The 12,893-nt window shown below is 73.7% G+C and carries 1 pseudogene (running past one end of the window); it reads right to left on the bottom strand.

From position 1 onward, the window contains the following. Window positions 1-12,893 (bottom strand): annotated as a pseudogene (locus D0D15_RS27525) (hypothetical protein) (its annotated part continues 15,906 nt past the right edge of the window); the annotation flags it as partial.

Below are 12,893 nucleotides of genomic sequence, written 5' to 3'. Positions count from 1 at the left end.
GTCTTCGGGATCGCCTCGAGGTAGCTCCGGGTGGGCGGGCGGGAGCTGATCTCGGACAGCTCCAGCCCGTTGATCGGCACGGCCGCGGCCACCGCCGAGGACCTGCTCGGTCCGCTGTGGACGATGACGTCGAGGGCGTACACGCCGTCCTCGTGCCCGTAGAGCGGTTGCGACGCGGCCCTGCCGTGCGCGGGGTCGAGGAACACGGGTGACTGTCCGTCGCGGGCGGCGACGGCGGTGACGTGGGGTTCGGCGCCGTCGCGGTGCACGACCACGTAGGCGAACGCGTTGCCGCTGGTGCGTGCCAGCGCGTTCACGACCGTCTGGTACGCGGCGGCGATCACCTCCGCGCGCTGGGCCTCCGGCACCTGCCGGAAGTCGGCGAGGCGCTGGAACCGGCCGCCCCGGTCCTCGATGCGGCCCACCTGCTCACCGCCCAGCGGCTTGCCGGGGTCGCCGTCGGCGAACCCGTCGAACGTCCGCCGCGCGGCCACATCGATGTCGAGGCCGATCCAGTAGTCGTGGAGCACCATCGCGGCGTCGGCGTGCGCCAGCGGCCCGGCCGGGTCGGCCGGCCAGGGCGCGAGCAGCCGCACCGCGCGTGCCAGGTCGTCCGCGGTGCGCTCGCCGTTCTCGCCGAGCATCGCCTGGGCGATCGCCAGCCGGGCCCCGGGTGAGGGCACCAGGCCGCCGCGCTCACCGAGCACCCGCGACGCGCGCGCCGGCGGGAACGGCGATTCGCGCGTCATTCCACGGACCTCGCCGCGGACGACGTTGTGCACCGCCCACTCCGGCTCCGGGAGGCTGAGTTGCTCCTCCGCGGGCAGCTGACGCAGTTCCTCGCGGGTGGCGAGGTCGAGGAGGTGGTCCCGCTCGGCGAGCAGGGCGCGGGTCAGCGGCTGCAGGTGTGCCTGGGCGATGGCGTCGAAATCGCGGCCCTCGGGCAGCGAGATCGCGATGTCCCCGGCCTGTTCGCCCAGCTCGCCGCTCACCGCGGAATCCCCGTGCTCGGCGACGGCTTCGGCCTGCTGGAGCGCGAGCACGTCCAGGGTGAGGAGCCGTCCGGCCAGCGGGGCGTCGACCGCGGTCGCCTCACCGGGGCCACCCGGTTTGCCGCGGCGCAACCGCTGGAACCGGGTCTCCGGGCGCAGCTCGTGCCGGACCCGGCCGAGCCGGTCCGCGAGGTCCCGCATGGCCTGGTCCCGCCCGGTCCCGGGCTCCAGCCGGAGCCGGATCGTGCCGGTCGGCCCGGCGGGCCCGCCGGCGAAGGCCGGCATCAGCCGCGGGCCGCGCCGGGTCGCGGCGTCGGTGTAGTCGACCGCGATCGGCACGCCCGACAGGTCGGCCTGCACCTGTCCGTCCACGACGGACACGTTCAGTTCGGGCAGCACCCGGGCGAGTCCGGTCAGTGCGAGGTGGAGCTGCTCGCGGTCGTGCCGGACTCGCTGCTCAGGGTCGTCCCCACGGCCGGCGCCGGTTCCCCCGTGCGTTCCACCAGCAGCGTCGTCCACCCGTTGCGGCGCGCCAGCGGCGTCGGGAACTCCACCGACAGGACCGGCCAGGCGCGGCCCGTCACCGGGTCGGTCAGGGTCAGCCCCGGCTCGATCGGGTCCCCCTCTTCCCGCCCCAGCAGCCGGATCCCCGGAAACACCGCCAGATCGTCCATCTTGGTCACCTGGAACGTCGTCAACGCTGTCTCCTCCTGTGTCGAACAAGTACGGTACGACGTCGCGGTGCGTCATCGGGACCGGAACGTAGTGGTCCGGGTCGGGCAGCAGCAACGGGCGGGGCCCGGTCCGCAGGTTCTGGACCGCGATCGCGCTGTTGCGCAGCGCGAGCTCCTCCAGGCCCGCCACGTGCCGCTTGAGCGGCGCGATACCCAGCCGGAGCTGGGCGAGGTGGGTCTGCTCGTGTCCCAGGACCTCCGCCAGCTTCGCCTCCGTCCGGAACGCGGCCGGGCTGAACCAGATCGCCCGTTCGGCGGTCACGGTCAGGGCGCTGGCCCCCTCGGCGGCGAGCAGCGCCAGGAACTCCGGATCGTCCTTGATCACGATCTCGGCGCCGGTCAGGTCCGCCCCGACCCGCGCGGCGACCCGCCGCACGGTCTCCACCGTGGTGGGCAGCGGTCCGGCCGAGGCCGGCTCCGACGCGGCCGGCTCCGCGCCGGACTCCGCGTCGAGGGTGACCACCGTGCCCAGCCCCTCGTCCCATGCGCGGGCCAGGGCCTGCTCGACCACCTCGTCCTCGCCCACCAGGCGGAGGTCGCCGTCGAAGCGATCCAGCGCGAGGGCGCGGAACGTCTCCAGCCCGCGCACGAGCAGACCGGCGTCGCGGCCCGTCGCGTCGAACCAGGACAGCAACTGGGCCCGGGCCCGCGGATCGGACAGCCCGTCGTGGACCGCGGACACCTCCACCGGCAGGTCCAGTTCCGCCGGACCGCGCCGGAGGAGCTCGACCGTCCGCCCGACGACCGCGTGGAGGTCGTCATCCGCCATGGCACGCAGGTAGGCGGCCGAGGGCGGGACGGTGCTCAGCGGACTCGGCGCGGCGCCGGGAACCGGGACGGGAGCGCCGGTCCCGTCGATGACCACGACGTCGATGCCGTGCTCGAGGTTCTGCAGGACCGGCAGGGACTCCTCGACGCGAACGCCCTGATCGTCCCGGACCACGTAGCGGACGGACTCGCCGTGCCGCGCCGCGATGACCAGCCCGGTGGAGTCGTCCACGGACCCGCCGGACCGGTTGATCAGGACCGCCACGGCCTGCGGACCGGCCGCGGCGAGCGCGGCCTCGATCCGCCTGGTGAAGTCGCGCCGGACGCTGAGGCCCCACGAGGGCAGGTTCTGGATCCGGACACCCCGCTGCTGCTCGACCCGTCCGGAGGCGCCGAGCTCGTACCCCTGCCACCGGCCCGCGTCGTAGCTGTCCAGCGTCGGCTTCGCGGGCAACTTCGGCACACCGTCGACGTGGGTCGAAACCACCGCCGAGAACGTCTCGAACGGCTCGGCGCCCACCCCCAGGATCAGTGGACCCCAGATCGCCGGGTCCGGGGAGCCGCTCAGCGCCTTCCGCAATTTGTCCTGAGCGGCCTTGGTCACCGGCCGCAGGCCGTCCGGCCGGTCGTACGGGGCGCCGACCTCACGGGAGGTGTCGTCGGCACCGTAGGTCGAGTTGAGCAGTGCCCACAGATCCGGCCGGGCCTGCGCGAGCTGCCGCCGTTCGGCCTCCGTGGTTTCCGCGAGCACCAGCTTCCTGACCTTCTTCAGCCAGGCCTCGTCGCTGGTCGCGCCCTCGGGATACCGCATCGGTGTCTCGGTCACCTGGACCAGGGGCCCGAGTTCGGCGTCCCAGTTCTCGGCCAGCAGCGTGCTCAGGGGGATTCCGCGCCACCGCGCGGTGTTCTGCAAGCTCCGCACCGCCGCGATGAACGCCTCCGGGTTCGCCGCGGCGCCGATGGTGTACCCGAGTGCGCGCAGTTCCAGCCGGGCCCGGCGATCGCTGCCCAGGCGGTTGAACTCGGCGGCGACCTCGGGCGGGAAGGACAGCGGGTACTGCGCGACGTCGGCGTTGAGCAGCTCGTCCACGACCACCTGCTGGGCCAGCTCCATCCACCGCACGCGGTCGGCGGCGGGCATGGCGTCCCGGTAGGCGGCGGTCGGCGGCCGGGTGCTGATCTCCGACAGCGGCAGGCCCGGGATCGGGACCGAGCTGTTCCGCGGTCCGGTCTCCGTGGAATCGCCGTACACCACCACGTCCAGCGCGATCACGTCGTCGGAGTAGAGCGGGGACTCCGACGCCGTCCGGTTCACCGGGTCGAGGAAGAGCGGCTCGGGATCTTCGAAAGCGGTGACGGCGGTGACGAGCGGCTCGTGCCCGGCCCGGTGCACGACCACGTAAGCGAAGGCGGGCCCCGGTTCCCGGCGGAAGCCGTTCCGGGTCCGCGGCACATCGGCGGGCGGCGCGCCGCGGATGGCGTCCACCACCCGCTGCCAGGCGGCCTCGACGGCGCCGGCGCGATCGAGACCGTCCGGCAGCGGGTCCCGCACGTCGAACAGCCGCTGGAACCGGCCGCCGCGGTCCTCGATCCGCCCCTCTCCCCCGAGCTCGCGCCCCACCGCCCGCGTGACGTCCCCGTCGCGGAAGCCGTCGAACGTGCGCCGCGCCGCGGCATCGGTCCCGTGACCGACCACGAAGTCGTGCACGGTCATGACCGCGTCGACGTCGTTGAGCCGCGCGGTGGGGTCGTTGCCGGGTCCGTTGACGAGCCGGACGAAGCGACGCAGGCGCTCGCTCGCGGACTCCTCGCGGCGGTGGAACGACTTGTCCAGTATCTCGCGGTAGGCGTCCGGCGCCGGGAGCAGCCCGCCGCGCTCCCCGATCACCCGGCTCGCCTGGACGCTCGGGAAGGCGTGCGTCTCCGGTTCGGGCCCCTGGGCCGGAGCGGCTCGCCGCACCGTGTTGTGCAGGCTCCAGTCCCCGTCCGGCAGCGTCTCCTGCAGGTGCGCGGGCAGTCCGGTGAGCTGTTCCCGGGTGGCGAGGTCCCTGAGGTGGTCCCGCTCGGCCAGCAGGGCGCGGGTCAGGTCGCTCAGGTGACGCCGGGCGATGGCGTCCCAGTTGCCGTGCACCGCGTTCGCCAGCTCGTCGGCCTCGGCGTAGAAGTCTTCCAGCGACACGTCGTAGCCGGACTCCGCGATGGCCTGGGCCTTGTGCTCCGCCATGACGTTCAGTGCGGCGAGCAGTCCGGCGACGTGCGGGCCGACCGCGTCCGGCGCATCGGGCGCGGTGCTGCGGAACCGCACGGACTTGCGCACCAGGCCCGCCGGGCGCAGCTCCTGCCTGGCCCAGCCGAGCTGGTAGCCGAGGTGGCGGGCGGCCCTTTCCGGCGTCGCGCTCGCCTCCACCTCGATCTCGATCACCTTCCGCCTGCCGGAGCGGACGATGCGGCCCCCCGGCGCCGGGTCCTCGGTGAACACCACCCGGACGGGCACGTCGTCGAGCAGGATGGTCCAGTCCCGCCGTCCGTTCATCCACGCGGTCAGCCCCGGGATGATCTTCGACAGCGGCGCCACCGCGTGGAAGGCCCGTGTCTGCTCCGGCCACGAGTGCACCCAGAACCGGGACGCGCTGGAGCCGGTGTCGAAGAGGTACTCGACGACCTCCTCGTCGTCGCCGGTCTCCGGCAGCAGGCGCGGCTCGGTGATCGGCGGGTGCGCGGGCCGGCCGTGCAGGCGGTCCACCGCGGCCTGGCCGCCGGCCCGGGCGATCTCCTCCAGCAGCTCCGCCGCCGGCCGCACCGGCCGGATCCCCTGCCTCAGCTGGTCGACGTGCGTCAGCTCGTGACCGAGCACGCGCACGAGGGTGTCGATCGACTCGAAGGCCTCGGGAGCCAGCCAGATCTCCCGGCCCTCGTACCGGGTCGGGGTGACTCCCTTCTGGTCCTCGCTCCGCATCAGCCGGAGCAGATCGGGGTCGTCGATGACGCGGAGCGTGACCCCGGTCAGGTCCAGGCCCGCCCGGGCCGCTGCCTGGCGGGCGGTCTCGACCGACGGTTCGACCGGGCCGGCGGGCAGCGCCGGCGCCGAGGCCTCAGCCTCGCGCACCTGCTGGTCGAGATCGGACCAGGTCCACTGCTCCGGAAGCTGCTCGACGCGAACACCGTGCCGCGCGCGCACCTCGGCCGCCGACTTCGTGCCCTCGGCCAGCACCTCCCGCAGCACCTCGACCGTCTTCGGCGCGTACCAGCCGGCCGCCTCCGCGAACTCCAGCAGGTCCAGCATCTGACGACGGCTGTACTCGGCCGTTTGCCTCGCGAAGTACTGGGCCAGCTGGTCCCGGTCCGCCGACAGCACCACGCCGTCGTAGGCGTAACCCTGGCGGTACAGATCGAGGTCGAGGGACTCCCCGCGCCCGGCCCACATCGTCGTGCGCATGTTCGCCCAGCTCGACACCGCCGCCCACACCATCTGCAGGGCGAAGTTGCGCAACTTCGGCTCCGGCCGGAGCACCTCCGTGGTGCCGCGGTTGACCGCGCCGCCGACGTTCCCCGGTCCCAGCTCGTTGACCAGCAGCGTCCGCCCGCGGGGCATGCCGGCCGCGCCGCGGTGGAACACCTCGGCGATCGGGGAGATCGCGTCCAGCGCCTCGGTCACGTCCTCCCCGACGACGAGGAAGCTGGAGTCGGCGGAGTTGCGGACCACCCGCGTGCGGTCACCGGGCACGCCCGGCAGGAAGTGGACCCGCAGGTGCTGCCGGTGCGCGCCGCGCAACTTGGCGAACAGCTCGAAGGGCCCCGGCCGGGGCACGCGGTCGATCCGCAGCACGAGGTGGTTGTCGCCGTGGTCGACCACCTCGGCCAGGTGCTTGACCCGGCGCGCCAGCTCACCGGTGTCCCGCATCCGGCGGATCTCCGCGATCGCCGTGCCGGGCGGGGCGGCTTCCGGCCCGCGCCGGGCGAGGATCTCCCGGGCTTTCGCGCCCAGCACGGGGTCGTCGAGGTGCCGGCCGAGCAGCGCCCGGAGCCGGCTTTCGGTCTCCCGCGCCTCGGTGGCGGTCGCCCACGCCACGTCGTCCATCACACGCGGGGTCGCACCGGTAGCGGGCATCTCCTTCCGCATCTTGACCCCGTACCGGTCGACGGTGGCCCGGGCGGTGACAACCCTCATGGCGCCGTCCGCGGTCCGCTGGGCGGCCTCCGCCGCGGACTGCCCGGCCGCGACGGTATTGCCTTGTTCGAGGCTCGCCACGGCGTTCACGGCGCCACTGCCCATCGCTCGCCCGAACGCGGCCATGGCGAGCTGCCTGCTGCTCCGGCGGTGCAGGAACCGCTCGCGCGCGATGAGGTCGTCGGTCTGGCGGTGGATCCAGGTCGTGAGGTCGTCCGCGGCAATGCGGCCGGCCCACTGCGCGGGCAGGTAGGTGTGGAACTCCCGGACGTCGGTGACACCCCGCTTGTAGATGGCCGAGTGGGTCGTCATCGGCGCGACCGTGGTGGGCAGGTCGTCAGCGACGCGGAAGGTGAACCGCAGCTCGCCCGGCACCTTCGGGGTGTGCAGGCGCGGGTGCGCGGTGACGACCACCGTCAGCCCGTCGCCCTCGCGGATCGCCGCGGCGATCTCCGCCGGGGTGAACGCCTCACCCGAGTCCTTCCGCTTCGCCTGCTCCTCGGCGGCGGCCGCCGTTTCCCGGGCGACCCGCTCGGCCTCCGCCCTGGCCTCGACGAGCGCGCCGGTGGCGTCCCCGGCCTTCTCGGCGGCGGCGACCGCGTTCTTGGCGGCCTCGTACCCGGCCGCCGCCCGTTCGGCCACGAGCTCCTCGGCGGTCAGGAACCGCGCCGCCTTCACCCCGGGACGGGTGATGGCGCGGGCGGCCAGTTCACCGGCGGCCCGTGCGATCAGCTCGGCCGGATCGGCGGGCACCAGGGGCCGCTCCGGTTCCGGGGGCAGATGCGAGTCGATCTCCGCGCGGACGCTCCGGACGATCCCGTGTGCGGTGTCCATCAGCCGCAGCGCGGTGTCGGCCGCCTGGATCTTGGCGCCGACGCCGATGATCTCCTGGAAGCCCTGGCGCTCCCGGACGCCGTCCTCCCACAGCTTGAACGACAGCATCAGGTCCGACCAGGTGCGGAACCGCGAGTACATCATCCCGCCGCGGGTCCCGGCGCTGCCGGCGACCAGCGGCGCGATCAGTTCCGGGCTGCCGGCGGCGATGTTGAAGGCGGCGGTGATCGCGGCTTCCAGGGGCAGCGTCGGGAAGTGCTCCTTGGCCAGGGTCGTCAGCGTGGGCTGGATCCACATCTGCTCGCCCTTGACCACGACGTCCACCAGCTGCTCGGACAGGGCGGCGCGAACCGCGTCCGGCCCGCCGAGGAAGGCGTTCGGCGAGATGCCGATCCAGTAGCGCTGTTCCCGGGCAGGGACGTGACCGCCCTTGAGCATCTGGTACGAGCGCTCCAGGCGGCCCACCACCAGGGAGACCTTCAGCGTTTCCCCGCTCGGCAGTTCGAGCACGAGCGTTCCGGCGTCCCGCACGGACTGCGTGCCCGCGTCCCGCGACGCGATGCGCTCGTCCTCCCAGCGCACCGACCGCATCCGGGCGAACGTCTGCCGCAGATCGGTGCTGTACAGATAGGTTTCCGGGAACGCGCCGTCCGCGATCCGGGCCGCGACCTCCGCGCCGGCGCGGCTCATCAGCTCCTCGAACTCGGCCAGTTGCGCGGTGGTCAGCTGGGCCGGCCGCTCGGGCGGGGCGACGTCCGGCACGGGGGTGCCGGCGAGTTCGGCCAGGGGCCGCAACGCGGTGCTCGTGTCGTACTCGCCCTGGGCGAGCGCGCTCGCGGTGGCGCCGAAGCCGCGTCCCATGAGTGCCGCGTCCTGGCGGCGGAACTCGTTGTACGCGTCGACCAGCTTGGCGTAGGAGATGTGGTCCGCGACCGGGCCGGCGAGGACGGACCACACGAGGTAGGCCGCGCGGCCGGCCAGGTAGATGCTGCTGAGCCCCTGGCCGCTCAGGATGGCCGCCAGCGTCCCGGCGGCCACGCCGGCACCGCCGCCGAGCTGCGCCATCAGGTTGGCGCGGATCGGCACCCCCGCCGAGGGCTGCTCGGACCGGTAGGCGGCGATCTGCGCCGGGAGGATCCGGTCCCGGGCGGCGTCCGCTTCGGCACGGGTCGCGTCCGGCCGCACCACGACGACCACCTGGGACGCCTCGATCAGCGGCACCGGCACCGCCGCCGGAACCGGCAGGTCCCGGCCCTCGGTCGGGTCGGACCCGTGCCGCTGGATGAACGCCTCGAGGTCCGCCTCGGTGGAGATGGTCACGCCGAACCGGTCTTCGATCCAGTCGGCCTTGGTGCGCAGGCGGAACTCCGCGGCCAGCGGGTGCGTGCCCGCCTCGATCTCGGCCAGCGAGGGCCCGACCTCGGTCCGCAGGGTGAATGCGGCGCGCGGCAGCCTGCCCCCGGACGACTTGTCGGTGCCCGACCACCAGCTGACCTTGTCGACGTTGTGGTACGACCGCTCGGCGGCGTCGACCGGGTCCGGCCGTTCCTGCTGGTCCACGGGCGTGTACAGCGCCATGACCGGGAGTTCGGCCGTCTGCGTCACCCGCACGTGGTAGATCCGGTCGTCGAGCACCCCCTTGGTGTCCGGGAAACCGAGCCCCTGCTCGCGCAGGCTCCGCAGCCAGTGCGCGAATCCGGGCGCCGGGTGCTCCTCCGCCGTGCGGAGCTGCGCGAGCAGCTTCAGCGTCGCGAAGACGTCGGTGCCGCGACCGCGGAAGCGGGGGTGGGTCAGCAGGGCGTCCTCGACGAGGAGGAACCGCTCGTCACCGCGGCCGACCGCCTGGTTCAGCCCGAGGCCGTGGTCGCGACCCGCCGCGTCACCGCTCACCAGGCGCTTGAGGTCGTCCTCCAGCGCCTGGAGCTCGGCCACCGCCTGCGGGTCGGCGTGGCCGGTGAAGTCGCGGGCCCTGGTTCCGGCCAGGCCCCGCGCGGTGAGGGAATGCACGACCCGCTGGTGCTGCTCGGCGAGGCCGAACAGCCGTTCCAGGGCAGCCAGGTCGCGTTCGGACAGTCCCGCGACCGTCAGCGGGCCGTCGCCCACCGGATCGGCGCGCAGCATCTTCCGCGTGTCCTGGGCCGGGTCGATGCCCTCGTCGTGCACGGCCAGGCGCGGGTTCTCCTGGTGCACCCGGTCGAGCGCCTCGGCTTCCCGCGCGAGTTCCGACAACGCCGCCGCGAACGGGGTGTGCAGCTCGTCGGCGCGCCGCAGGGCACGGTCCAGCCCCCGTCGCGCGGCCTCGGCGCGCCGGTCGGCGGTGGCCGGCGAGACCGGCCTGCCGTCCAAATCCGGCAGCGGTTCGTTCGCCTGCTCGGCCGCGCGGGCCTGCTCGGCGATCCCGGTCCACAGGGTGAACCGGACCAGCGCGACGGCGGCGCGGGCCAGTTGCGCCCGGTGGTCCTCCCGGCGGTTCCGGATCTCCTCCAGCAGCCCGGCCAGCCGGCGGTACCGGTCGGTGAGGGCGGCCTCGGTCCGGCTGTCCCCGGCCTGGTGCCGCGCGATCAGCTCGTCGAGCTGCCCGGACAGCCGCTGGACGCGGGGTCCCATCGCGTCCAGCAACTCGGTCAGCGGCGCCGCCAGTTCCTCGGCCCGCTCGACCGCGGCGACCGGGTCGCCGAGCCGCTCGGTCACCTCGGCCAGCGACGCCCAGCCACGACGGGCCGCGTCGGCGAGCGTGACCAGTTCACCGAGCTGCGCGCGCACCGCCCGGTCGGCCGCGAACGCCCCGGCCGCCGTGTCGTGTGCGCCGTGGAACAGGAACGGGACGACCTCGCCCTCGGGGGCCGGCAGCTGGTCCGGCTCCACGATCGGTGGACGGGCGTGGCGGCCGTGCAGGCGGTCCACGGCCGCGTCGCCGTGGGCTTCGGCGTTGCTCTCCAGCAGGGGGACGAGGTTCGCGGTCGGCCGGACGCCCAGGCGCAGCTGGCCGACGTGCGCCAGCTCGTGCCCGAGCACGCGGGCCAGCGTGTCCACCGACGCGAACGCCTCGGGCGCCAGCCAGATCTGGTCCTCGGCGAACGTCGGCGTCATGCCCAGCACGCCCTCCTCGCGCATCAGCGCGAGGATCTCCGGGTCGCTCACGATCCGGATCCGGACGTCGGTGACGTCCAGGCCCGCCTGCACCGCCACCGCGCGGGCGGTTTCCACCGACGGCTCCAGCGGGCCGGACGGCAGTTCCGGCCGCTCCACGTCGGGCTCGGCGGTGAGCGGGCCGGAGACGTGTTCCTCCACCGCCAGCCGGACCTGGCGGACGGTGAAGACGCGGCCGGTGCCCCACAGCTCGTGCGCCCGGTTCAGCTTGGCGGTCAGGTCCGCCACCAGCTCCGCCTTGCGCTCGGGGGACGTGTCCCGATCGGCGAACGCCTCCGCCACCCGGATCGTGTCGTCGATCGCGGACTTGATCTGGAAGTGCGCGCGGTGCCGCGGCAGGTCGTCTTCCCAGCCGGCGATCGCCTCGGCCGGCATGACCTCCGCCCAGCGGCGGAGCAGCCGGGCCTCCTCTTCCGCCGTGTACCGCATGAGGTGCAGGTGCCGCGCCATCTCGGCGACCGGATCGCCGTAGAGCGCCAGCTCCCAGTCCAGGAAGGCGGCGCCGTCGTCCCGGACGAGGACGTTGCCCCGGTGCAGGTTCATGTGCACCAGGCCGAACGGCCGCCGGGTCAGCTCGCTCCAGCCCTCGCGCACGGCCGCCAGCGGCCGCTCCGGCACGGCGAAGACGTTCAGCAGGTCGCCGTGCTCCGCGACGGCCCGCGCGTGCACCTGCTCGGTCAGGTCGGACAGCCGCCGCCCGAACGAGGCGGTGTCGCCGCTGAGCGGCCAGCCGTCGGGCAGTGGCGGCAGTTCCGCCGCCCGCACCCGGCTCGCTTCGGCGAACAGCCGCGCGATGGCGTCGAGCGTGTGGACCGGCACGGGCTCCCCCGGCGCCAGCGTGCGGCCCTCCTCGAAGGTCTGCACCTGGTTCGCGCCGAGCGACTGCCACATCTGGGAGACGTTGGGCAGCTGGGTGGCCATTCCGGGCAGCACCGGCCGCAGCCGGGCGAGCAGGTCCGCCTCGTGCCAGACGCGCAGGTCCACAGAGGACGCGCCGTCGACCGGGATGCGGACGTTGACCGGGCCGAAACCGGTTTCGACGCGCACGTTGCGGTTGTAGAAGCCTGCCGCGCCCGGCTGAGACCGGGCCAGGGCGATGACCGTCTCGCCCCACCGTTCACGCAGCGCCAGGTGCTCCAGGTCGCGGTCGGCCGGGTGCACGTCCAGCTCCCGCATCTCGGTCTCGATCCGCGCCAGCAGCTCCTCGGCCTCGCGCCGGGCCAGTGCGGGCGGCTCGTTGTCGCGCACGTGCTGGTCGAGATCGGACCAGGTCCACTGCTCCGGCAACTGGTCGGCACGGACACCGTGGCGCACGAACACCTCGGCGGCCGACTTCGTGCCCTCGGCCAGCACCTCCCGCAGCACCTCGACCGTCTTCGGCGCGTACCAGCCCGCCGCCTCCGCGAACTCCAGCAGGTCCAGCATCTGACGACGGCTGTACTCGGCCGTGCGCTTGGCGAAGTACTGGGCCAGCTGGTCGCGGTCCTCGGACATGACCGCGCCGTCGTAGGCGTAGCGCCAGCGGAACTGCTCGCTCTTGAGGAAGTCGCCGCGGCGGAACCAGCTCGCCGAGATCACGTTGACAGTGGTCGAGACGATCCCGGACAGCGCCTGCATGACCATGTTCCGCACGGTCGGGTCCGCCGGCGCCGCCTCTCCGGGCCGCTTCGGCTTCGGGGCCGGCCGCAGCACCTCGGTGGTGGCGCGGTTGAGGAAGCTGCCGACGTTGCCCGGGCCGAGCTCGTCGAGCATCAGGTTGAGCGCGCCGGGCACGCCGGTCGGGCCGTGGTGGTACACCGCGACGATGCGGGAGATCCGGTCGAGCGCCTCCTCCACGTTCTCGCCGACGACCAGGAAGTGCGAGTCGATCGCGTTGGCCAGCACCCGCGTGGGCTCGCCCGGGATGCCGGTGACGAACCGGAAGATCAGCTGCTGCCGGTGCGCGCCGCGGAGCTTGGCCCACAGTTCCTTCGGTCCGGGTTTGGCGACCTTGTCGATGTGCAGGACGAGCTCGCCGTTGCCGTACCGCAGCACCTTCGCGAGGTGCTTGACGCGTTCGGTGAGTTCGCCGCTTTCCCGCATGCGCTCGAACTCCTCGAACAGGGCGCCGGGCTTGGGCAGCTCGGCGCGGCGGTCGAGGATCTCCTGCGCCGTCTTGCGCAGCGCGGGGTCGTCCAGGTGGCTGCCGAGCAGCTCGCGCAGGTCGGCGTCGGTCTCCCGGACCTCGGTGGCCAGGGCCCAGGCCCA

The organism is Amycolatopsis thermalba (assembly GCF_003385215.1).
GTDB lineage: Bacteria > Actinomycetota > Actinomycetes > Mycobacteriales > Pseudonocardiaceae > Amycolatopsis_E > Amycolatopsis_E thermalba.
The sequence above is the reverse complement of the archived record's forward strand: the minus strand, read 5'-3'. Positions and strand labels throughout refer to the sequence as shown.